This is a genomic window from Paenibacillus sp. S150, assembly GCF_019352175.1.
Taxonomy (GTDB): domain Bacteria; phylum Bacillota; class Bacilli; order Paenibacillales; family Paenibacillaceae; genus Paenibacillus_AQ.
The window spans coordinates 1-23,655 of record NZ_JACBYI010000042.1; the positions used below are offsets into that span (position 1 = coordinate 1).

Genomic DNA, 23,655 nt, shown 5'->3' on the forward strand with positions numbered 1-23,655 from the left:
GCAGGACGGTGGAATCAAAGGCAGAAGTACCTTTGAATTCGCCCGAAGCCGGCAGGACGGTGAAATCAAAGGCAGAAGTACCTTTGAATTCACCTGAAGTAGGCTGGACGGTGGAATCAAAGGCAGAAGTACCTTTGAATTCACCTGAAGCCGGCAGGACGGTGGAATCAAAGGCAGAAGTACCTTTGAATTCGCCCGAAGCCGGCAGGACGGTGAAATCAAAGGCAGAAGTACCTTTGAATTCACCTGAAGTAGGCTGGACGGTGGAATCAAAGGCAGATGTACCTTTGATTCTCCTAGAAGTAGGCTGGACGGTGGAATCAGCGTGAAATGATTCTTCTCCTCCCCACTGAAATGGCAGCATTCTTATTATAGGACGCCGATAGGCGTCTTTCTTGAAAGATAAGAATTCATCCTGAATTTCGAAAGTAAGTATCCACAAATCATCTAAAAAGCTCTACATTGGTTCCATTCACTTTCGGAATTCAGGATGAATGGAACCGGAGAGCCTGAAAAAGCTGATGAAAAGCAAGGAGGTTCATAAGGAACGAAAGCGAAGTGTAAAAAGTAACACTAATGGGCTGAAATTCTGGCTTTAACGAGCTTTAGTGGGATTTTGTACACCTAATGGAGGCCCGCTCCCATATGCCTGATTTCAGCCGAATTAGGTGTACTTTTTCCCACTAGGGATGATCCAGGATCCGAATGCGGTGAATTAGTTATCCTTTTTTCCACTAAAAATGGCTGCTCTTTGGATGAATGGTTCAACTTCATCTTAATGTAGGCGAATTCCTCTGAAAGGAAGAGAAACGGATCGATTAGGGTTCCTTTTTCCCGCTAAGGACTTTCGAAAAAGCGGCTTGGGGAATATGAAGTGACCGTTTCCACCTGGCTTCAGCAGCCAGCCTTACACCTGAAAGCAAACAGCTGCGCTGCCCGGTCAAGGACGGCGAAGCCGTTTCTTCTTGTATGCAGAGGGGTAAGCGCCCCTGCATGTTCACCGGATAGAGTCTGGCTGCCGGAAGGAAGCTGCCGCTATAGTCAGCCGCAAAGCTGCGGGATATAATGAAAACAGCATAGCACAAGATAAGCTTTCGGCAATTCTTCAGGTTTGGGGTGGGGACATTGACAGATTCAGAGCCGTCGTTTGACCGTTTTTTTGACAGCATGGAATCCCTGGCGGATACCATCAGCGAATCGCTTCAGTCGCAGGTGACGATTGAGGACAGCAATCATCACGTGATCGGGTACAGCTCCCATCAGTTCGAGAGCGATCCGGCGCGGATCTCCACCATTATCGGCAAGCGTGTGCCGAACACGGTCATCATCGGCCTGCGCAAAAAAGGCGTGATGCACCAGCTTGAGAATACCGCTCATCCGGTCCGCATTCCGGCGGTGATGGAGGTGGGCCTCGGGCCAAGGCTGGCGATGTGCATCAGACATCAGCAGGAGATTCTCGGTTATATCTGGGTCGTAGACAGAGGCAATCTGGCCGAGGGGCATGCAGAGCGCATTGTCGAGAAAGCTGCCGGGATTGCCGGGCGCTACCTGCTGAAGCAGCGGGGCTGGAAGACCAAGCAGGAGAAGACGCATGAGGATTTCTTCTGGAAGCTGCTGACCTCGCATTATGAAACGGAGCCGCGTATCCGTCAGGAGGCTGAGGGCGCTTCGATTCTTTTGCCGGAGAGCTATTATATCGGGGTTCTGGAGAGCGGCAAGACGATCGACGACCGTTTCGTGCAGCGTTTTCGCCAGCTTATGGAGGCAAATGCCAGTCAGCGCCTGCTGTTTCTCACCGCCGAGCATAACCGGCTGATTATCTTGTTCTCCTTTCTGTTTCCGGTGGAAGGGACGCCGCTGTTGTCCTCGTTCGTGCATAAGCTGCTGCAGGAGCTGGGCAAAAGCGAGGGCTGCAAGCTGCAGGCGGGCTGCAGTCCGGGCTACCAGGAGTATACCTCGGCCGCAGCGGCGTACCGGGAAGCGCTCACCATACTGGAAATCAAAAAACTGCTGCCTTATCATGCCCGCCATCTGCTGCTGTATGAGGAAATCGGTTTTTGGGCCTATATTCCGGCCATTATGGAGCAGAAGCGCAGCCGGACACGCCGCAGCTCGCTGCTCTCTCCGCTGAAAGAGCATGACCGCGAGCACAAAAGCGATTTTCTTAAAACCATCGTTGTCTATTTGACACTGAACGGCAATCTCAAGGAATCTGCGTCCTTTCTGCATATCCACACCAACACCCTGATGTACCGGCTGAACCGGATCGCCGAAATTACGGGCAAAAGCCTCAAGGAAACCGATTACCGCACCTCGCTCTATCTGGATATTCTGACGGAGGAGACCGCCCGGGTCAACGCCTGGTTCCAGGAGGGAAATGGGGACGCGGAGTAGCCGCCAGGGGTGAAGCGTTCCGTTCAAGGAATGGGATGCAGCTGCTGCTTAGCCCCGCTTGCCGGGGCTTTTTGGCAGGGGAGCTTACGTTTCGGAAAACTGCTGCGCACCAACAACAGGCCTGACACGTACAATAACCTATCTATTGTGATGAGAAAGGGGAAATGGACAGTGGCCTATGGATATGGTGCTCCCGCTTCGGGATTTGAACAGAATATGAGGGGACGGATTATTGAAACAGCCAGAGCAATGAATGTCGGCGGCACACAATTTTCCACATTTAAGAATTCACGCTGCAATCCGAGATATTGGATTCGTAATTCGAATGGAGGCTTCCAGCTGCGCAGTGACGTCACGCCTTCGGCGGCAATCAACGATATTTTTATAAATGGCCGGCTGTACGCCTTCGAATGTGCCATGGCGATGGTCATGATTTTTTACAAGGCCACCATTGATTCCATTGGGGAGAATGCCTTTAACCGGTATTTTACCGACCTGTTCCTGTGGGACTGGAATTATGACAATAATCTGCGGATGATCACTACCTTCAATCCGTGGGAGATGCGGCCTGGAGATGTGGTGTATTTCAAAAATCCGGACCATGATCCGGAGAAACCGGAGTGGCAGGGAGAGAATGCGGTGCTGCTCGGCAACGACAGCTATTATGGACATGGTCTGGGGATCAAAAGTGCGGACGGCATAATTGCGTCGCTCAACCGCGAAAGAGTTCCGGGCAGCCGGATATCGGCCTATCTTGCCAATGAGGCGCTTCACCCGGATTTCGCTTATATCCAGACGCTGTCCAGCCGGTCTGCCCTGCCCCCTACGGGAAGCGGCTCTGCGCGGAACAAAATATTCTCCAGAATAGGGGTCAAATCCTACATTATCAAGTAGCGCCGTTGCTGGGATAGTATCCGCGGGTTAAAGGAGCTGCAGCCCGTTATCACTTGCCGGAACGGTATTTGAGCGGATGGACGCCGACGTTTTTTTTGAACACGGTGCTGAAATAGTGGGGGTTCTCATAGCCGACACGCTCAGAGATTTCCATGATCTTAAGATCCGTGGTGTGCAGCAGCTCTTTGGCCTTGCCGATGCGGATCTTGGTGATGTAGTCGGTAAGGGTTTCGCCGGTTTCTTTTTTGAAAATAAGGCTGATGTAGTTGGGGGTCAGAAAAACTTCCTCGGCAATCCGCGCGATAGACAGCTCCCGGGCATAACCCTCCTGGACAATGGCTCTGATCCTGTTGATGGTTTTGCTGTTCTTGGAGGTGTTTTTGCCGGCCACATGAGTGCTGAGATTATAAAAAAGAGAGAGCATGCAGGTCTTCAGCCCGGAAATGTTCTTCTGCCTGTACAGTGTGTCCATGATGGTCAGCCGGTCCTCCAGCACCTGCTCGATGTCCTCATCCAGCTCATACAGGGCCCTTGCGGAGGTGAAGATTATCTCGGCGCAGATGCTCTGCACATAATCAATCTGCAGCTTGGGGGCGGCCAGCCGGTCAAACAGCTTCTCCAGCAGCTCCAGGACCTGCTGCGTATGGCCGGCCTTCAGCTCATTCATCAGCCGGGCTTGGAATTTGTAAAAAAAAGTGCTCTGCAGGGCCGCTGTACCGGGCTGGATATCCTTAATATACAGAATCGACCCGTGGCCGGTGTAAAAAGTATGCACCAGCGCGGCCAGCGCTTCCTTATAGGAGTCCTCCAATTCGCTTGCGCTGGAGCAGGCTCTGCCGATGCCGATGGAAGCGTCCAGCCGAAGATATTTCTTAATGCTGCCAATGATTTCTTCGCAGAGGCTTGAGATGGCGCCGGTTCCCGGAGCTGCGGCCTGATCCGGACAGAAGATCACAATGAATTCATTCTCGCTGGCGACAAAAGAGATTCCGCCGGGCGGCTTCTCCAGACACTCGGTGATCATATTCTGGATGGAGAAATACAGCAGCTGCCTGTATTCCTCCGAGAACTTGTCAATTGCGCTCTGATAATCATCCAGCTGCAGCACCCCTGCCGTCAGCACATCCCCCCGCTTGAAGGGGAGCTGGAAATAACCGATTTTATCCCAAAGCTCCCCTTCATCCCGGTACAGCCCCGCCAACCAGTTCTGGAGAAATTTCTCGCGGAGCAGCGGCATATTGCTCTGCACTTGCTTCCTCAGCTGCTCGAAGTTCAGCTGATGGTCTTTTTCCTGGCGGAGCCGGGTGACGGCCTCATGAAAGACCTCCCGCAGCTCAGGAAGCTTGACAGGCTTCAGAATATACCCCTCGGCATTCATCTTCAGCGCACTTTGGGCATAGGAGAAATCCTGGGCTCCGCTGATGATAATGATCCGGGCCCGGCAGTTCCCGGCCTTCAGCTTCTCGGCCACCTCCAGCCCGCCCATCATGGGCATCATAATATCCGTGAACAGAATGTCCGGCTGCCGCTCCATACATAATTCATAAGCCTCCTGCCCGTCCGAGGCCTCTCCGATAATCTCGATGCCGAATTCCTCCTGCCAATTGAACACATGGATCAGACTTTTGCGGATAAACGGCTCATCATCCGCTACGATCATCGTCAACATCTTCCATCACCTCGTTCCATGTAGTCACCACCGGAAACCGGACCACAGCCAAGAGGCCGCTGTGATCTTCGGTATTGGCATAATACCGGATGCCGTAGGCCTCGCCAAAAAACTGCTGGATTCTGGTATGCACATTGCGGATGCCGTATGACTGGTTGCCCGGCTGCTTATCTGTAAGCAGCTGGTTCAGCCGCTCCGGATCTGCACCCGCGCCATCGTCAAAAACGGACACGCACAGAATATCCTGGGACCGTTCCGCCCGGATGCGGATTTTGCCTGAGCCCCGGCGCTTCTGTATGCCATGGATAATTGCATTCTCCACCAGCGGCTGGAGACTGAGCTTCACCACCAGGCATTCCGCAAGCAGCCGGGGATCGGTGTCCTCCAGCTCGTAATTCAGCTTATCCTGGAAACGGAACTGCTGAATTTGCAGGTAGCTGTCCACCTGCCGCAGCTCATCGCGCAGCGGGATAATATTCCGTCCTTTACTCAGGCTGTATCTGAAGAAGTCGGACAGCGAGGTTACCATATTGCTGATTTCGGGAATATCGTGATTGATCGCGATCCAGTTGATTGAATCCAGCGTGTTGTAGAGAAAATGCGGGTTAATCTGGGCCTGAAGTGTTTTGAGCTCTGCTTCTTTTTTGCGGAGCTCTGTGACATAGAGCTTGTCGATCAGCGCTTTGATCTGCTGCAGCAGCTTATTGTAGCGGTTGAACAGATAGGAGAATTCATCCTTGCGCCGGTAGCGGATGATAATGTTGAAGTTGCCGCTTTCGGCATGGGACATCGACTGGATGAATTTGCGGATGGGTGCCGAGATATTCTCCGACAGCAGCAGGGCCATCATAAGCGAGACGAGCATGCAGATGCCGATGGCGACATACATGACGCGCCGGAACGAGGCCAGTTCCCCGTTAAGCTCATTTACGGGTGAAAAGGAGAGGATCGTCCAGCCGGTTTCCGGTATTTTGGTATAAGCGACCAGCATGTTCTCTCCCTGAAGCACCTGGCGGAAGGAATGCAGGGTGCCGCTGTCATCGGGTTCTGCTTCCATCCGGCTGTAGTAATCCTGTGTGCTGATGTTCTGGCCGATCAGTGCCTTGTCCGGGCTGATTGCAATCGTTCCGGTCTGGTCGGCGATATAGATCCGGCTGCCTGCCGTGGGCTTGTAATGCTCCAGCAGAGTATCGAATTCCGTCACGGGAATGTCGATGGTCAGCAGTCCGGCATAAGGCAGCTGGGCATGGCGGATGCCGAACAGGCGCTTGGCGAATTTGAGCGTGAACCTGGAGTCCAGCGAGCTGAGTCCGACCACGGTGAAATCGGACCTGGCCGGAATACCCAGATACCACGGCTTCAGCGAAATCAGATCGATATTGAATACCCGTCTGGAGAAATTATACTGCGTATATTCCGGGCGGTTCAGCATATATAGCATAGGGACGGAGCTGCTTCCCGATGTGCCGCTGCCGGGAAAGCTCTCCAGGATTTTATTCAGCGCGGCCAGCTCATTGATGATTCCCGTACTGTCCGTAGGACGGTTGGAGGAGATGAGGTCGGCGAACTCTGTATTGAGATACAGGGAGATCATGGAATGATTCGCGGCGGCGAACCGCTGGGCCAGATTATCCTGAACCAGGTTCAGGTTGTTCTCGATGGATGTGTTGACATTGCGGGTGATGATACCCGCAGATTTGTTATATACCGTAACAGAGATAATGGTGGTCGGAAGAAGGACGAGAAAGAGGAAGTAGAGGATAAGTCTGCTGCGGATGCTGAAGTTGTACAGGAAGAGGGTTTTGGACAGAGTATCGAATAATTTCTTCATCTGAACCCCTCCTGAAGTCCAACCTTTATGCCGTGCTCGTGCTATGAGATCGACAGCAATGCCGCCCTTTTAGCGGCAGGAGCTACCAACCGGGGCATTTTCATATCATAGCATCTGCCCTTTAATCACGCGGCCGCAGCGATATTTCATTCCTCAGTGGTTTTTCAAATTAAGCACCTTTAGCGGATTCAACAGACCGTAAGCTTATTACCGCTTGGGAAGGCGGATTTCAGGTAAATCACTGTGCATAACGGCATTGGAGTCCGTTATCAGGGCAAAGCTATCGTTTTGGCCTGAAATAAGGGCATCCTGGTCCATTGCAAAAGAGTCAAAGCGGTCTTGAACAGCTAATTATAAAGTTAGCTTCTGCACACCTTAAGCGTAATTTTAAAGTTAGCTCTGTACATCCTTAAGCGCTTTTGTAAAGTCAGCTCTTGCGCATCCTTAAACGTATTAGATTCTATGCTTGCCAATTATCAGGTATTAATGGAAAATATCATTCAATAGATGGTATTCATTGTAAAACGGCAGTGTCATGCTGTCAACGCGGGAGGGGTAGGATGAAGAGGCTGCTGTTCTCTATAACGGGTCTGGCACTGTGCGGGTTTATCGTCTATGCCATTGCCTATAGCGGTCCGCTGCTGGTGGAATTTAATCCCGAGCCTGTACCTGAAGCTGTACCGCCGGTTCAGGTGCGGATTGCGCTGTATGACTGGACGGAAAATCTGGAAGTGAAGAATGCGATCCGGCTGTATAACCAGAGCAACCCCGACCACATTGAAATTGTATTGATGAATCTGTCCACAGACGCCTACGATGACACCCTGAACATGCTGATGACTTCTGGTCAAGGGCCGGATGTGTTCAGTGTGGATAACAGCTGGCTGGCTACCTATGTGAACAAGGGGTATCTGGCCGATCTGAATCCCTATCTGGACTCCGGCGATCTGAACCGATTCCCGCAGTGGGCCAGGGATTACGCCCGCAGCTCCTTGTTCAAGGGCGGTGTCTATTTCATGCCCTCCAGTATTGAAACAGTGCGGCTGATCTACAATAAGCAGCTGTTCCGGAATGCCGGCTTGAACGCGGATCAGCCGCCCGTTACCTTCACGGAACTGAAGCAGGCGGCTGCCGGGATCAGCCAGGCCGGGGCCGGTGTGAACAAATATGGCTTTGCGCTTGCTGGGGGAGACAGCCAGGACAGTCTTCAGACCGGTCTTGAAATGTCCAATACCTACAGCGGGGTATATCTCTATAATTACCGGACCGGGCGTTATAATCTGAGTGTATATGCCCCCTGGCTGCAGCTGCTGCTGGAGATGAAGGCAGCGGGCAGCCTGTATCCCGGCGAGACCCTGCTGAAGCGAAATGCTGCCCTCCGGCAATTCGCCGACGGCAATATCGGCATGATGTATGCAACCAGCAAAGACTATGTGAAATTGCAGGAATATATGCCAAAGGATGATTGGGGAGTGGCTCTGCCGCCAGTAACGTCTTTGCAGAGGAAGGGCAGCGGTGCGCTGATGATGATTCCGCACTCGCCGCTGGCGGTTAACAGCAGTGCCCCGGATCGGGAAGCGGCGGTGAAGGTCTGGAAGTTCCTCCAGTCCGAGGACTTTCTGGCCATTCTGTTTCAGCAGGCCTTGGCGCTGCCGGTGGTAGACGGCATCACGGATCTTCCGGTACAGATTCCGGGACTGGGACATTTCAAGGATTTTTACCCGACGGCAGAAGAGTCCATCTATCCCCTCATTCCGCAGATTATGGATCAGTACGATCCCAACACTGTTTCGGTGGAACCGCGGGACTCGGGTGACCGCCCCCGTATGCAGCTCTATCTGCAGATCCTTTCCGGCGGGATAAGCGTAGACGAAGGACTTCGCGCGGAAAGTGCCCGGCTGAATCAGATGCTGGACATCGCGGCTACCGGGTATTCGTTCAAATATAATGAATATATCTATCCGGATTTCGATCCGAATTTCCCGTTGCGGGAAGAGAGCCTCGAGAGCCGGCTAAGTGCCGGTCAGGAGCAGGAGAAATAAAGCACCAGTTATAGCACCGGTTAAAACAGGGACTGTTCCAGAGCCGCCCGGCTCCGGAACAGTCCCTGTTTGATTCGCCTGTGGAGGGAAAGACTGGCACCGTGTCAGCTGCGTGACTGTAGCGATGGGCTGCACAGGTTGTGTGCAAGCTTGCAGTTCTTAGTCCACACCGCACGCAGAGCATTGGAATATTACTATATAAATCAATTTTTGTACTGCTAGATTCGCGCTTGGATAGAGGCGGAGGCAGTGTTAGCAGAAGTTTGAAATCTATTGAAAAGGAGAACTGGAGAGATGAGCTTTTTATCAACGGGTCCTATAGAAAACAATGCGGTAGGTGGTGTAAGACCGACTCAACTGGTTACCCTGCGAATCGATAACCGCAGTGATGTATTGTCATCCACGGTGACGATTGAAGGCTACTATATGAGCGGCGGTGTGCGTAATATGTATGTGAACGAGGTCCAGAATTTGACTCCCAATCAAGTGTTGACAAGCAGTTATTTTGCTGATATGGATGCTTTTGAATTTATTTTTACAACGCCTGGTACAAGCCCGGCAGATGATCCTGTACAGATTTCCTTCTGGGGAAAGAGCGGCACAGGCCAACTGGTAGCTTCCCATCGGCTGGTATCCGCTGAATTGCTGGGAGAAGTTCAGGGAATAACCGGAGCGACTGGAGCTACGGGCGTGACAGGGGCGACGGGAGATACGGGAGCGACTGGAGCTACGGGTGTGACAGGGGCGACGGGAGACACGGGAGCGACTGGAGCAGGCGTGACAGGGGCAACCGGAGACACGGGAGCGACTGGAGCTGCGGGTGTGACAGGGGCAACCGGAGACACGGGAGCGACTGGAGCAGGCGTGACAGGAGCAACCGGAGACACGGGAGCGACTGGAGCTGCGGGTGTGACAGGGGCGACGGGAGACACGGGAGCGACTGGAGCAGGCGTGACAGGAGCAACCGGAGACACGGGAGCGACTGGAGTTACGGGTGTGACAGGGGCGACGGGAGACACGGGAGCGACTGGAGCAGGCGTGACAGGGGCAACCGGAGACACGGGAGCGACTGGAGCTACGGGTGTGACAGGGGCGACGGGAGACACGGGAGCGACTGGAGCAGGCGTGACAGGGGCAACCGGAGACACGGGAGCGACTGGAGCTACGGGTGTGACAGGGGCAACCGGAGACACGGGAGCGACTGGAGCTACGGGCGTGACAGGAGCAACCGGAGATACGGGAGCGACTGGAGCTGCGGGCGTGACAGGAGCAACCGGAGACACGGGAGCGACTGGAGCTGCGGGTGTGACAGGGGCAACCGGAGACACGGGAGCGACTGGAGCTACGGGCGTGACAGGGGCAACCGGAGACACGGGAGCGACTGGCCCCAATGTGGCAACCGAAGGATTTTCGGCGTTTTTGCCGGCCTTCTCGGTTTCCGCCAGCACCCAGCTTACCGGCTGGACGGTAACTTCCCCTTATTATGACAGTGACTCCTTTAACGAAACAACGGGGGAATACACGGTTCCTGTATCGGGCAACTACTCTTTTGAGGCGACCATCAACTATGCAACGACCGCTGCGATTTCGGTTGCCTTGGGCACAGGAATTAATCCGGCATTTGTATTGCAGAGAACATCCCCGACAGCAACGAATTTGGTAACAGGCCTCTTCCCGCTGCTGAATGTAAACATTGCTCTTCTGTTATCGCTCAGAACCATACTTGGCAACGGTACGGTTACCTTGACGGGAGAATTCAGTCTGGCGGCAGGCGACGTTATTGGCCTCTTCTATGTGTCGAATGGATTGACCATTCCTTTAAATCTGGGAGGAGCGTCCTCGGGCAGTGTCTGGTCTGTTCATAGATTGACGTAATTGCACTGCCGGAGTGTAGCGGTATACTTGCATAAAAATACAGGAGGGCCTGCACATGAATCAAAGCAGGCCCTTTTTTTGTTGTTCAGGAAATTATGAATTTCTTTAGCTGTGGATAAGGTATGTTTAAAGTTGGGGGTAAGTTTAAATGTGGTCATCGTGCTGAACGTGTAGGTTGCACTTTGCAGGAGGTACAGCGGAATTTGAGGAGCTAACCGGGATCGCGGGGTAGGGAAGTGGAGTACTAATGAAGTGAAGTGGAATTAGTGAACTTAAATGGACAGAAAAGCTGGCGGCAGAGGGAATAGCGGGAAAAAGGCAACTTAATTTCAGTGTATTTCCTTGAAATGGGACGAAATGGATGAATTAGGTATCCTTTTTCCCACTAACATTATCGAAACAGGGGAGGTGGGGAGAATTAGGTTCACTTTTTCCACTTGGGCTTACCGCCAGGTTTCAGCAGCCCGCCTTACACCTGAAATTTCTAACAGCTGCGCTGTCCAATGAAGGACGGCCGAGCCGTTTTTTTGCAAAAATAAGAATTTATATGTTTCACGCTGTAAATTAGCCTTATCTTTCTCGCTGAAACGGATAACGTCCTTATAAGGATGGCGCAGCCGTTTCCACTTGGCTCGGGGGCTGGGTCCGGTTCTGTCTCCAAACTCTGTAGATTATCGAACTTTTATTATAGATGGCCTTATTTAGCATCCGCAGCTCCCAAGCTACACTTAAGACAGGGAAGAGAGAGACGAAGGAATATGGAGGCGTTAGAGATGATTACTCATGGGAAAAGAAGCGCAATGGACATCAGGCAGCGCCTGCCGGTGCAGCTGAATGCGGGGAAAAGACGGTCCGTATTCAAGCATTTGCTGAAGCATAAGGTACTGCTGCTGATGCTGCTGCCGGGCGTTGTTTTTCTGCTCATCAACAACTATTTGCCGATGTTCGGGATCATCATTGCTTTCAAAAATATTAATTACGTAGACGGGATTCTCGGCAGCCCGTGGGTGGGAATGGATAATTTCAAATTCCTGTTTGCCACATCGGATGCCTGGATTATCACCCGCAATACGGTGCTGTACAATTTCGTGTTTATTGTTCTCAATCTGGTGATTGCCGTATCCATCGCGATTGCCCTGAATGAGCTGAGAAATAAGCTGGCCGCGAAATTTTACCAGAGCATTATGTTCTTCCCGTATTTCCTGTCGATGGTGGTGGTGAGTTACCTCGTGTTCGCTTTTTTGAATGTTGAATACGGTTTCATTAACAAGGGTGTTCTGTCGCTGTTTGGCATGAATGAGCTGAACTGGTACTCCGAACCGGAGTATTGGCCGTTTATCCTGCCGCTGATCAACCTCTGGAAAGGGGTGGGGTATGGCTGCGTAATTTATCTTGCGGCGATTATCGGCATTGACAGCGAGTATTATGAGGCGGCATTGATTGACGGGGCGAGCAAGTGGAAGCAGATTCTCCATATTACGATCCCGCTTATCCGTCCGGTCATTATCATCACAACCATTCTTGCCATCGGCGGCATTTTCCGCTCCGACTTCGGGCTGTTCTATCAGACCACGCTGAACTCCGGAGCGCTCTATCCGACAACGCTGGTCATTGACACCTATGTCTATAACGCGCTGATCAATATGGGCAATCTGGGCATGTCCGCCGCAGCCGGGCTGTACCAATCCATCGTCGGCTTCTTCCTCGTCCTCGGCTCCAACTGGATCGTGCGCAAGGTCGACAAGGACCAGGCCGTTTTCTAAAAACAAAACAGAAGGAGGATGGAACCAGTGACCAATAATGAAATATCCCGGCCCACCAACGTTATTCTTCATATTATTTTTATCATTCTGGCGATAGCCTGCCTGCTGCCGATTGTGCTGGTGTTCATGATCTCCATCACCGATTATGACTATATTGTGCTAAACGGTTATCAATTTTTTCCGGAGAAGTTCAGTTTGGAAGCGTATGCCTATATCTTTAAGGATTACACCGTAATTGCAAAAGCCTACGGCGTATCCATCTTCGTAACCGTTGCCGGCACGCTGCTCAGCGTATTTATCTCTTCTCTGTATGCGTATCCGATCTCGCGGACCGATTTCAAGTACAGAGGCTTCTTCGCCTTTCTGATCTTCTTCACCATGCTTTTCGGCGGCGGGCTGGTGCCCTGGTACATGGTCTACACCCAGGTGCTTGATCTCAAAAACTCTATCTGGTCCCTGATCATCCCGATGCTGCTGTCCCCGTTCAATGTGCTGATTATGAAGACGTATTTCCAGATGAGTGTGCCGCCGGCGCTGATCGAGGCCTCCAAGATTGACGGCGCGGGGGAGCTGCGGACGTTCTTCCGGATTGTGTTTCCGCTGTCCCTGCCGGTATTTGCCACTATTGGGCTGTTCAATACGCTGCATTACTGGAACGACTGGTTCAACAGCATGATTTTCATTACGGACACAGACCTCTATTCCCTGCAGTACCTGATGTACAAAATGATCTCCCAGGCGGACTACCTGTCCCGCAACGGAGCTTTGATTCAAGGCTCGGCCACCGAGCTGGCCAAACTGCCTGGCGAGACCATCCGCATGGCAATGGCGCTGATTGGCATTGGTCCGATTGTGCTGGCGTATCCGTTCTTCCAGCGGTATTTCATCAAAGGCTTGACGCTTGGCTCCATCAAAGGCTAACCTCGGCTTTCACCGATTAGCATATATTGACCATCAAGGGGAGGAAACAAGATATGGCAGGAAAAAAGGGCACAGGTCTGCTGCTTTCACTTGTATTACTGATTGGGCTTTCGCTGGGCGGGTGCGGCGGCAGCAATAATAACGGGGCTGCACCATCGGGGACAAAGACGGACAGCACCGCGGCTCCGGCCGCCTCTGACACAGCCGCAGCCACGGAAAATGCGAACGGGCTGGAGCAGGCGGAGCTGTCATTGTATCTGCCCGGCGGGCCGGATAAGGATGTAGCCTCCGTCGAGCAGGCGATCAATGATTATCTGAAGGATAAGATCAATGCCACAATTAAGATTAACCAGCTCAGCTGGGATAAACCGGCGGACAAAGTAAATCTGATGATCCAGTCCGGCGAAGTATTCGATATGGTCTACACCTGGAACTTCATGACCAATGCCGCCAAAGGCGCGTATCTGCCGCTTGAGGAGCTGCTGGACACCTATGCGAAGGAAACCAAGGCACAGATTAACCCCGCTTATCTGCAGGCGGCCACCGTAAACGGACATTTGTATGCGATTCCAACCGAGAAGGAGCTGGGGCAGTCGGTAGGCTTTGCTTTTGACAAGGCGATTGTCGATAAGTATGGCTTCGATGTGAACAGCATCACGAAGCTTGAGGACATTGAGCCGATGCTGAAGACGGTCAAAGAGAAGGAGCCGGCCATCACGCCGCTGTTCATGAACCACACCGACAGCCTGAACTGGTTCACGGTATACCCGGACAGCGAGGACCTCGACGGCAGCAATGAAATTCCGACACTGCTCGATTACAAGACGATGAAGGTTTTTAACGAATATGATACACCGGAGATCCGTGCGCGGCTGCAATTGATCCGGGAATGGTACAAAGCGGGCTATATCAACAAGAACGGGGCTACCGACAAAACCGAGCTGAAGGATGCGGTAAAAAGCGGCAAGGCCTGGTTCACCTACGGCAATATGAATCCAACCTCCACCAATGACTGGACCCGGCTCGCCGAGAAGCCGATGATCATCAAAACCCTGCTGCCGGTTCAAGTAAGCACCAAAAGCCTGCAAGGCTCGATGCTCGCCATCTCCAGAACCTCCAAGAACCCTGAGCGGGCCATGATGTTCATAAACCTGATTCATACCGATCCGGTCCTGTACAATCTGCTGACCTTCGGCATTGAAGGCAAGCACTATACCAAGGTAGGCGGCAATACGGTTGAATTTATTCCGGACAGCGGCTATAACTCCGTATCCTCATGGATGATCGGGAATGTGCTGCTGAACTATCTGAACAAGGATGAGGACCCCAAGCGGGTGCAGCTCTATACCGATTGGAACAAAAATTCCAAGGTGTCCCCGGTGATCGGATTTGTGTTTGATTCGACCAAGGTGCAGTCGCAGATCGGAGCGTTGATCAACATTACGAAGCAGTATAAGAATACCTTGTACTCCGGGGAAAAGGACCCCGAGCCGATCCTGAAGGAAATGAACAGCAAGCTTAAGGCCGCTGGGCTGGATGCCGTGATTGGCGAAATCCAGTCGCAAATGGACGCGTTTTTGGCCGCCAAATAAGTTGTTGTATGCTTAGCAGACCCGATATTCCATAAGATTTGGCCTCCCTTCTGATTTTTACATCAGCTTGGCCTGGCCGATTGCCTGGATGTCGGGTATTCCTATTCGCCGAATTAGCAATTGGGGGCCCTGTTTCTAAATATTTTAGAAGAGGGTGTTAATGTGCGAATTGTCAAAAAAACAGCTATGCCGATTGCCCTGTTATGTCTGCTGATGACCCTTCTGATGCCGGCCGAGCGTATCGTCTCTGCTGGTCCGCCAGGCCCGGCGGTATTGGAGCAGGATAGCGCACCAACTGCTGAAATACCGGATCAGGCTCTGAACGGGGCTGGAGAAGCGTCATCAGTCACAACCGATACTTATGAGCCGTCCGGCTTGCTATGGCAGGTGGGTGAGGCGGACAACAGCTCTGCGGAATTTACGGTTTACAATAATGTATACAGCGATTTGTCGCTGCCTTTGCCTTCAGAGAGCTGGAGCACAGTCTCCAAAGGCATGAAGGCCAATGTGAACGGAAATCTTTATCTTTCATTTAATTTGGAAGCGGTTCCACAGAGTGGTGCGGAATTCAGCTTCAAGGTAATCGACGCCAGTACGGCTATTCCGCAGCTTGCGGTATTTACAAATGGCCTCATGAGCGGATTGATTCAGATTACTGGCCTGAACAACGGTGAAGTCTCCCTGGAGCATACCTGGAAACAGACCTACAGGCTGTACATTCCCAAAGAACAGCTGCATATTGGCGGCAATGAAATCCGGCTTGCAGTCGACCGCGGCTTGTATGCGGACCCTGAGGCTCCCGGCTATGACGGGGACCAATATTTATGGTTCGAGTGGGATTATTTCAAGCTGGAGTCCCTGGCGGAGCAGGCGGAAGAGCCGATTCATGGACGGTATGTGCATCTGGGAACCACGCTGGCGGCAGCTACCTTCAAATATGACGAGAACGCGATCCGCCATCTGGCGCCCATGAGCAAATGGCTGGGCATCGCTTACAGCGGCAACTGGATGCGGGCCTCCTTCTGGTCGGATACGAGCACCGGCTGGGACCCGCAGGGACGGAACTATCTGTCTGCTCTGCGTGATCTGAACCTTACGCCGATGGTGGATATCATCGGGGCCAACTGGAAGAACAACGCCGATCTGGTCAATGGAACCATCAGTACGGCATTGAGAAGCTACTATTCTGCGTTTGTCAGCAAATTCGGTGATCTATACCAGTATGCGGAAACGGGCAACGAGCCTGGCCTGTTCGGATGGTCGCAGCCATCGGTGCTTGCAATCCATGAGCTGATGGCTGAAGAGCGGCAGACCAACAGCCAGCCTTATCTGAAAATTGTGGCTCCCGGCTGGGCCTACTGGCCTTATAACGGAATTCCTGACGGGTGGGAGCGCGACGCCGCCCAGCGCGAAGAAATTGAAGCGCTTTCAGATGTGACGAACGGACACAGCTATGGCGGAACCGGGGTCCAGCCGCTGCCGGGCGGCAGCCTGTATGAGAATCTGCGGGTGTACGGTGAAGCGGATGAAGGCTTCGGCAAAGAGATGGCCATGAGCGAAACCGGCAGCAATGACAACCACTCCGATAATACGAAATACGGTACGTACGCCTTCCGTTTTGCTTCCGCCTTTGACCGGGAGCTGCGCGGAGACATCGGCTATGTTGACCATATTATGCAGCATGCCGCTTTTTTCAACGATGGTACCGAGTTCGGGCTGTTCGATTCCGGCATCGACTGGAACACTCACCGTTATGAGGATACGGCGGCAGTTGCCGCCAATATTAACGAGCCGGGCGAAACGCGGCTGAAGACCTTCCGCAGGCTGGCTGCCGCATATGCCACCCACGGACGTCCGCTCAGCTACGAGGTCATGAACCCGGCCGCTCTGACCGGGCAAAAGGCTTATTTCCGCGCGGTGGATACCTCGGCGCTGGGCACTACGGCCATAGGGGCCTCCTCGGATAAAATTCTGCTGAATTTCGTGAACTTTGAGACGCAGCCCGTGACGATGCAGGTGCGGGTCACGATGCCCGGCAGCGGACAGTACGCCGGAGAGCGCTTCGGCCCGGGGGATACCTATACCGCGGCCCACTCCACAGTCCAGCTTACGGCAACGCCGGACATAACGCTCTCGGTTACCCTGGGTGCAGGCGAGACCGTTCAGTACATCCTGGATGAGCTGGAGACGACGGCGCCCGCCGCTCCAACCGGTGCGGCGGCGGCAGCGGTAAGCCACGAGCAGGTCAAGGTGACATGGAATGCTTCCACGGACAACGACAGGGTGGTCGGCTACAAAGTGTACCGGGACGGCGGAGCAGAGCCGGTGATGACCATTCCGGGACAGATTACCTTTTATAATGACTATACCGTGGCTCCTGAGACGGTATACAGCTACAGGGTTCAGGCTGTGGATGATTTCGGCAATGTCTCGCCGCTCAGTGCAGCCGTATCCGCGGCCACACCGGCAATGCCGGTTACGCCGCATGTTGCGGGAGATCCGACCAAGTTCGAGGCGGAAGCCACTGCCTTTGCGCTGCCGCTTAAGGTTGGCAACAACAGCAGTGCCTCGGGAGGAAAAGTTGTGGAGCAGACCCAAGCCGGGAGCCTGGCGATTCAGGGCTTCTATTCGGAGAATGGCGGCAGCTACACTCTAACTATTGCATACGCATCCAGCCTGGAATCGAAGAAAAATGTCCTTGTGAACGGGCAGAAGCTGTCCACCATCACCCTGCCTGCAACCGGAAGCTGGACCGCCAATATTACCGCGAGGCAGTATGGCATCACGCTCCAGCCGGGGTACAACACGATCAGCTTCACTTCAGCGGGCAACGGCGCCAATATCGACTACTTCAGACTTGAGGAAGGAGCGTATGCACCTGTCCCGTCCTGGTATACCGCAGAGCATGACCATCCTTATATCGACTATACCGGCTTTACGGCAGCTTCGAACGGCGTGTCCCATGTGACCTATGCGCCCGATGCTTCAGCGGTGTTCAATTTTAATGGCATCGGGGTCCGCTGGAGATCGGATATCAAAAGCGATATGGGCAGCGCGGATGTCTATATTGATGGGCAATATAAGGAGACAGTAGTCATTCCCCAAGCCGGATTGGAGGGGGAGAACAGGATTGTCTACGAGCTTGCCGGACTGGATTACGGGCTGCACCGGATGGAGATCAAAGGGACCGACGGGCTGGTTATGGTCCATGGCTTCGAGTTCGAGAGCTACGAGTCCACACTTCCGGCCCCGATGCCGGACCTGACCGTGACGGATATCGGCTGGAATATCGTGGGCAGCGACGGGACCCCCTCCTCCCACAGCACGCCGCAGCTAGGAGATTCTCTAATCTTTTGGGCCAAGGTGAAAAATATCGGGGTGCGCCCAACACCGCTGAACGCTTCCACGGGACTTGGGCAAGTTACCGGCGGGGCCTTCTCCGTCAATGGCGGAGTCGTCTCCTGGTCGGATACCAACAATACGGTGATCCAGCCGGGAGAAGAAATTACCCTGACCGCCAACAGCAGCGCCCAGGGCACGCCCCGCTGGACGGTTCCGACCATCGGCGATTTCACCGTCAGCTTCTTCGTGAATGATATCTGGCGGTATGAGGAGATGAATAAGGAAAACAACAAGCTGAGTGAAACGCTGAGCATCAGTCTGTATTGATCAAGTGAAGAGTATGGATTGATTTGCAAAGGGCTGACCCCAAAGCCGTGAAACGGCTGCTGGTCAGCCCTGTTTTTTTAAACCTACATGACCCGCCCATGACCCGCCGGGTGAAAATGTGGGCAGAGCTGCTAATTACAAACTGCTCGCCAACGTTAGCCTTCATATATTTAATCGCGGCCGTCTGGCGCAGCGTTCCCGTAAACCGGATTTCCTTAACCCTCCATTCTGCTACCTCTTGTGCGGTTACTTCCATCGGGTTGGATCACATCGGCATGCGGGATCAAATGGAACGGATTAGGTGAAAGCCCTACAGCTAGTAAAATATGTTCACTGCTATGCCTGCCCGGTAGCCGCCTATCCAAATCAGAAATTGCTGCGGCGAGCTAGTGGGAAAAAGTATACTTAAATCCCCAGTAATCAGCAAATTCTCGGTCTTAGTGGGATTTTCTACACTTAATTCCAAGCAAAACATTACTATTTGGTTCCAAACACCAATTTAGTTTTACTTTTTCCACTTAGGTGCCGCGAAATCGGTGATTCCCTCTCATTAGGTTTACTTTTTCCACTTAATTCCACTTTAACGCTTATAACAAAGAGGTAAAACAGTAAGTGTCCCATGCCGGCCGCGTCCTGCGTCCCGTTTCTCCGTTTGCTCCGTTGCTCTGTTGCTCTACGCTATTCACCGCCGTACTGCCTGCTGCTTCTTCAATGCAACCTGCTGCTGATTCTTGCATCCCCTCTGCCGTCACTGCTGCTGTACTTCCTGTACTGCCGGTGTTGCCTGCGGCCCCGGCACTGGCGGCAATACAGGAAGGGGGCAGACCCTCCGTAGTCAGTTGATCATAGAGGTCCATATTTCCCGGATATCCAGTGGAATAGCAGCATTCTGCTGGTTTCCATTTCATATTAAATCCTAAATAGGAATTCGCAGCTTGAAAATCCAGTAGAATTTCAAACTTTTATTATAGATGGCCTTATTTAGTCTCTGTTGTTCCCCGGCTACACTTAGGACATTAAGGCTGCAGGCTTTGGGGCAGCGAAGCGTAGCCTTAATGTTTTCGAATGTTTGGGGGCAGCGAAGCGTAGCCTTAATGTTTTCGAATGTTTGGGGGCAGCGAAGCGTAGGCTTAATGTTTTCGAATGTTTGGGGGCAGCGAAGCGTAGCCTTAATGTTTTCAGATGTTTGGGGGCAGCGAAGCGTAGCCTTAATGTTTTCAGATGTTTGGGGGCAGCGAAGCGTACCCTTGCCTTTGTGCAGGCGAGCTACAGCCCAAGCGTCCCCGCAGGGGTTAAGCGCTCTTCGCACACTGAAGCCCGGGAGCGCAAACCCCGGCCCACGCCAGCCATCCGGGTGTCCAGAGGGCCGGGGACCTTGGGGTCCCCCTTGGCTAAGGGGGATTTAGGGGGATCGAAATCATTAGGAGGAATTTGTGACCATGCAGAGGCCGCTGACAAAGGAAGATCAGGACTGGGTGGAGCGTACGCTCGCATCCATGAGCCTGCGGGAAAAGATCGGGCAAACCATGCAGGATCATGCGGGCAGGCTGCCGTTCAGGGGGACGGATGAAAAAGCGCTGGGCGCCTATTTGCAGAAATATCCGGTGGGCAGCTTTTTTATCGGTGGAGAGGTTATTCAGAAGGCAGCGGGCAAGGCGGAGGATTACCGGGATTGGACGGAGCTGCTGCAGAGGATCAGCCCCAATCCGCTGCTGTTCTCCGGCGATCTGGAGTTCGGTGCAGGATCAGCGGTCAAAAGCTTAACGGCGTTCCCTCCGCTGCTGGCCCTGGCCGCTGCCGACGATGAGGCTTTGGCCTACGAATACGGAAAATTTACAGCGCTGGAAGGACGGGCGGCCGGTTTTACCTGGGCGCTGGCCCCGGGGACAGATCTGTTGCTGAACTGGATGAATCCGGTGATTACTACGCGGTGCCTGGGGGATGACGCCAAGCGTGCGGCAAGACTGGCGGCTGCGGTTATGCGGGGCATGCAGGACCATGGACTGGCGGCGTGCGCCAAGCATTTTCCGGGAGACGGGGTAGATTATCGGGATCAGCATATTGTGACTACCATTAACAGCTTGTCCGAGGAAGAGTGGTTCGCCACTTACGGGCAGGTGTCCCAATTTATGATTGATCAGGGCGCGCTGTCGTATATGACCGGGCATATCGCCCTTCCCTGGATGGAGGGAGATATGCGGAGAGAGAAGCCTGTTCCGGCAACGGTATCGGAACGTATTACCACGGAGCTGCTAAGGAAGCGCATGGGCTTTGCAGGCGTTGTACTGTCAGATGCGCTGGATATGGGCGGATTTCTGGCGTGGGGCGATGTAGGGCAACGGCTGGTGGACTGCTTCAACTGCGGAACGGATGTGCTGCTGTGGCCGGGGACAGAGTATTTTGAGGTCATGGAGAAAGCAATCAGTGAAGGAGCCGTGAGCATGGAACGGCTGGAGGCCAGTGTACGCCGGGTGCTGGAGCTGAAAGCCCTGCTGGGGGTGCACCGTATTGACGGGCAGGGCCGCGACCCGCTGGCGGCTCCGCTGATAAACGATAAATTGCCGCCGCCGCTCGATCTGGAGGCCAAACAGCTAAGCCGGGCCCTTGCCGGGCGCTGTATTACCCTGGTCCGCAACCGCGGGAATGTTCTGCCGCTTAATCCGGAGACGACCCGCCGGGTATTGGTAATCATGCTTAACAAAGTGACGGAAGGACGCAGATATGAGCGGATGAACCTCTTTGTGGATCATCTGCTGGCGAGAGGGCTCCAGGTGGATATCCTCGATGAATTTGAGCCGCCTGGTACACTGCGCAAGTGGGAACAGTCGGGGATTCGCTGGGATGCTGCGTTTGCTCCGTATTTCCTGCCGCTGCACGGTATGATGAACACCGCCCGCCCTGTGGGCGAAGCTGCCAAAGCGATATGGGCGATGCAGCATGCGGAGACGGTTAAGCCCATCGGCATTTCGTTCGCCACGCCTTATTTGCTCCGGGATATGCCGTTCCTCGATACGCTGGTCAATGCCTATTCGCTGCATGAGGAGACGGTGGAGCTCACCGTCCAGGCCCTGTTTGGAGAGATGTCTTTTACGGGAGGCTCTCCGGTGATGGCGGACCCCCAGGCAGGTTACCTCCCTTCAAAGGGGCTTCAACATCTTAAGCAGTAGGCGGAAGCTGGAGAAGTCATTGGAGAATCACCCTTGTATGCACCGGATATGAACGACAACTGGAAAGGAAGATTACCGTGAAGAAAACGGCTGAGGGAAGCAGTGCTCTTGAAGCATCGGACAAGGAGAAAACAGCCAGTAGGCATGAAGCCATGGAGCAGCGGCTGCTGATCCGCAAAATGCAGACGCTGGAGCACCGGTATGACCCGGAGCTTCAGATGCTGCGCTCGCCGTTCAGCAGTCCGGGCTATCACACCACGCTGAAGGAGGCGGAGTTCATCCATTCCACCCGGGATTCGCTGTCGTATGCGCTCGGGCTGCTGGATACGGGGCTGGTCCCATATGAGCAGCGGGCCTTTGATATTATCGGGCAAGTGGCATCGCTTCAGGACACAGACCGCAGCCATGATACCTTCGGCATTTGGTCCTGGTTCTATGAAGAACCGCTTGCGCAAATGGCACCGCCGGACTGGAACTGGGCCGATTTCTGCGGCAGCCGCCTGGTTCAGGCCCTCGCACGCCACGGTCAGCGGCTCCCGCAGTCCTTGCATGAGGCGGTTACCCGCTCCATTGATTATGCCTGTGAGGCGATTATCAAGCGGAATGTCGGGCCGGATTACACCAATATCGCCATACTGGGGGCCTTCGTCACGAGAATTGCCGGGGAGCAGCTGGGGCGCAGCGAATACGCGGATTATGGCCTGAAGCGTCTGCAGAAGCTGTATGATTATACGATGAAGCGCGGCGCTTTTCAGGAATACAACAGTCCTGTCTATACGTACATTGCGATTCTGGAGCTGTCCAAGCTGCGTGCCGGGACCATGGATGACAGGGTAAGGGAGCTCAGCGGCGAACTGCTTGATCTGACCTGGAGAAGTGTTGCCGGATATTATCATCCTGCGACTGCACAGTGGTCCGGGCCGCATTCGCGCTGTTATGAGACGCTTCTGAACGGCCGGAGCAAGGCTTTTTTGCAGCTGGCGACCCGGGGAAAAGTGATGTTCGCGGACTGGGAAGAGCTTCCTTACGAAGAAGAATGGTACCGGAGCGGATTAGAGTGCCCAAATGCATATTTGGAATTATTAGCTAATTCAGACACCAAGGAAATCCGGCAGCTCTATGAGGGAAATGAGACAGATGGCAGCGGCAAGTGGGCAGTTACCTTTATGACCCCGCAGTTAAGTGTTGGATCGTTTACACACAGTGATATGTGGAATCAGAGACGGCCGCTGCTGGTGTATGCGGATAACAACGGGGCCCCTGCCTATATACAGCTCCGCTGTCTGCATGATGGCTACGATTATTGTTCGGCCCGCTTTCAGGCGAAGCAGGATCAGGGACAGGTGCTGTTCGGCATTGATTTCATTACCAATGGAGGGGATACTCATCCCAATCTTGATCCTACCGGTGGTACCGTTGAGGCTGAAGATTTACGGCTGCGGCTGGAAATTGGCGGGCATCTGGACGGAATCATTGCCGAAGCTGTGGATGCGGGGGCGTTCATCCGAATCGGAGCGGCGGAGTGCAGACTGACAACCTGGTTCGCGGCGTTTACGGGGCATGCAGGGGCAAAACGCGACTGGACATGGGAGGTTCAAAAGACTGCGGATAAAATTCTGGTGGAGCTGGTTCTCTACTCGGGCGCACGCAGAGTCATTGATTTTCATGTTCTCCAGCAAGCGGCATTGGTCTTTTCGCTGGATGTCCGGGAGACACCGTCCCCCTCCGGACCGCAAATAGAAGTGACGGATGCCGGCGGGCTGAGGGTAAGCGGAAACGGGGAAGAGGCGGAAGCCTTCTCGCTTCGTCTGCGACCGGGCCGGGCAGAATAGAGGGGA

The 23,655-nt window shown here is 53.6% G+C and carries 14 protein-coding genes; 10 read left to right on the forward strand and 4 right to left on the reverse strand.

Annotated features, from left to right (window positions below; all coding sequences use genetic code 11):
- A partial coding sequence (locus HYD27_RS25950) for a hypothetical protein (protein ID WP_219220061.1) occupies positions 1–364 on the reverse strand: 364 nt, incomplete at its 3' end.
- 761 nt (positions 365–1,125) lie between these two features.
- Between HYD27_RS25950 and HYD27_RS25955 the strand changes: the two genes are divergently transcribed.
- Together HYD27_RS25955 and HYD27_RS25960 are read left to right on the forward strand one after the other, a co-directional pair.
- Positions 1,126–2,394: a PucR family transcriptional regulator gene (locus tag HYD27_RS25955; RefSeq protein WP_219220063.1), complete on the forward strand. Its 1,269-nt coding sequence runs from the start codon at positions 1,126–1,128 to the stop codon at positions 2,392–2,394.
- A gap of 30 nt (positions 2,395–2,424) precedes the next feature.
- Positions 2,425–3,288: a protein-glutamine gamma-glutamyltransferase gene (locus HYD27_RS25960; RefSeq protein WP_375373948.1), complete on the forward strand. Its 864-nt coding sequence runs from the start codon at positions 2,425–2,427 to the stop codon at positions 3,286–3,288.
- A gap of 49 nt (positions 3,289–3,337) precedes the next feature.
- Here the strand turns inward: HYD27_RS25960 and HYD27_RS25965 are convergent, their stop codons facing one another.
- Together HYD27_RS25965 and HYD27_RS25970 are read right to left on the reverse strand one after the other, a co-directional pair.
- Positions 3,338–4,957, reverse strand: a complete 1,620-nt coding sequence (locus tag HYD27_RS25965) for a response regulator (RefSeq protein WP_219220065.1) — start codon at positions 4,955–4,957, stop codon at positions 3,338–3,340.
- Positions 4,932–6,788 carry a cache domain-containing sensor histidine kinase gene (locus HYD27_RS25970; RefSeq protein ID WP_219220067.1) on the reverse strand — a complete coding sequence of 619 codons (1,857 nt, stop codon included), beginning with the start codon at positions 6,786–6,788 and terminating at the stop codon, positions 4,932–4,934. Before HYD27_RS25970 ends, HYD27_RS25965 begins: the two co-directional genes overlap by 26 nt.
- Positions 6,789–7,348: 560 nt before the next feature.
- Here HYD27_RS25970 and HYD27_RS25975 point away from each other — a divergent pair.
- From HYD27_RS25975 to HYD27_RS26005, 6 genes are all read left to right on the forward strand, one after another.
- Positions 7,349–8,830, forward strand: coding sequence for an ABC transporter substrate-binding protein (locus HYD27_RS25975; protein ID WP_219220069.1), 1,482 nt, complete (start codon positions 7,349–7,351; stop codon positions 8,828–8,830).
- A gap of 294 nt (positions 8,831–9,124) precedes the next feature.
- Positions 9,125–10,705, forward strand: coding sequence for an autotransporter outer membrane beta-barrel domain-containing protein (locus HYD27_RS32215; RefSeq protein ID WP_228745344.1), 1,581 nt, complete (start codon positions 9,125–9,127; stop codon positions 10,703–10,705).
- Positions 10,706–11,478: 773 nt separating this feature from the next.
- A complete protein-coding gene (locus HYD27_RS25990; RefSeq protein WP_375373946.1) occupies positions 11,479–12,468 on the forward strand; it encodes an ABC transporter permease in 990 nt (329 codons plus the stop codon).
- 18 nt (positions 12,469–12,486) lie between these two features.
- Positions 12,487–13,389, forward strand: coding sequence for a carbohydrate ABC transporter permease (locus HYD27_RS25995; protein WP_220101769.1), 903 nt, complete (start codon positions 12,487–12,489; stop codon positions 13,387–13,389).
- 53 nt (positions 13,390–13,442) lie between these two features.
- Positions 13,443–14,981, forward strand: coding sequence for an ABC transporter substrate-binding protein (locus HYD27_RS26000; RefSeq protein ID WP_219220073.1), 1,539 nt, complete (start codon positions 13,443–13,445; stop codon positions 14,979–14,981).
- Between the two features lie 162 nt (positions 14,982–15,143).
- Entirely contained in the window at positions 15,144–18,650 is a 3,507-nt protein-coding gene (locus HYD27_RS26005; RefSeq protein WP_219220075.1) for a hypothetical protein, read from the forward strand.
- Here the strand turns inward: HYD27_RS26005 and HYD27_RS33005 are convergent.
- Positions 18,637–18,906, reverse strand: a complete 270-nt coding sequence (locus HYD27_RS33005; RefSeq protein WP_375373947.1) for a DUF6953 family protein — start codon at positions 18,904–18,906, stop codon at positions 18,637–18,639. The two genes, HYD27_RS26005 and HYD27_RS33005, sit on opposite strands and share 14 nt — an antisense overlap.
- Positions 18,907–20,089: 1,183 nt before the next feature.
- Between HYD27_RS33005 and HYD27_RS26010 the strand changes: the two genes are divergently transcribed.
- Both HYD27_RS26010 and HYD27_RS26015 read left to right on the forward strand, forming a co-directional pair.
- Positions 20,090–21,817 (forward strand): glycoside hydrolase family 3 protein, encoded by a 1,728-nt coding sequence (locus tag HYD27_RS26010; RefSeq protein WP_228745348.1) that lies wholly within the window; start codon positions 20,090–20,092, stop codon positions 21,815–21,817.
- 77 nt (positions 21,818–21,894) lie between these two features.
- Positions 21,895–23,649: a hypothetical protein gene (locus tag HYD27_RS26015; protein ID WP_219220079.1), complete on the forward strand. Its 1,755-nt coding sequence runs from the start codon at positions 21,895–21,897 to the stop codon at positions 23,647–23,649.
- Positions 23,650–23,655 lie beyond the last annotated feature (6 nt).

Coding starts and splice junctions, on each gene's coding strand:
- HYD27_RS25960 (WP_375373948.1), top strand. CDS start 2,425: ATGGGATGCAGCTGCTGCTTAGCCCCGCTTGCCGGGGCTTTTTGGCAG.
- HYD27_RS25965 (WP_219220065.1), bottom strand. CDS start 4,957: ATGTTGACGATGATCGTAGCGGATGATGAGCCGTTTATCCGCAAAAGT.
- HYD27_RS25970 (WP_219220067.1), bottom strand. CDS start 6,788: ATGAAGAAATTATTCGATACTCTGTCCAAAACCCTCTTCCTGTACAAC.
- HYD27_RS25975 (WP_219220069.1), top strand. CDS start 7,349: ATGAAGAGGCTGCTGTTCTCTATAACGGGTCTGGCACTGTGCGGGTTT.
- HYD27_RS32215 (WP_228745344.1), top strand. CDS start 9,125: ATGAGCTTTTTATCAACGGGTCCTATAGAAAACAATGCGGTAGGTGGT.
- HYD27_RS25990 (WP_375373946.1), top strand. CDS start 11,479: ATGATTACTCATGGGAAAAGAAGCGCAATGGACATCAGGCAGCGCCTG.
- HYD27_RS25995 (WP_220101769.1), top strand. CDS start 12,487: ATGGAACCAGTGACCAATAATGAAATATCCCGGCCCACCAACGTTATT.
- HYD27_RS26000 (WP_219220073.1), top strand. CDS start 13,443: ATGGCAGGAAAAAAGGGCACAGGTCTGCTGCTTTCACTTGTATTACTG.
- HYD27_RS33005 (WP_375373947.1), bottom strand. CDS start 18,906: ATGGAAGTAACCGCACAAGAGGTAGCAGAATGGAGGGTTAAGGAAATC.
- HYD27_RS26010 (WP_228745348.1), top strand. CDS start 20,090: ATGCAGAGGCCGCTGACAAAGGAAGATCAGGACTGGGTGGAGCGTACG.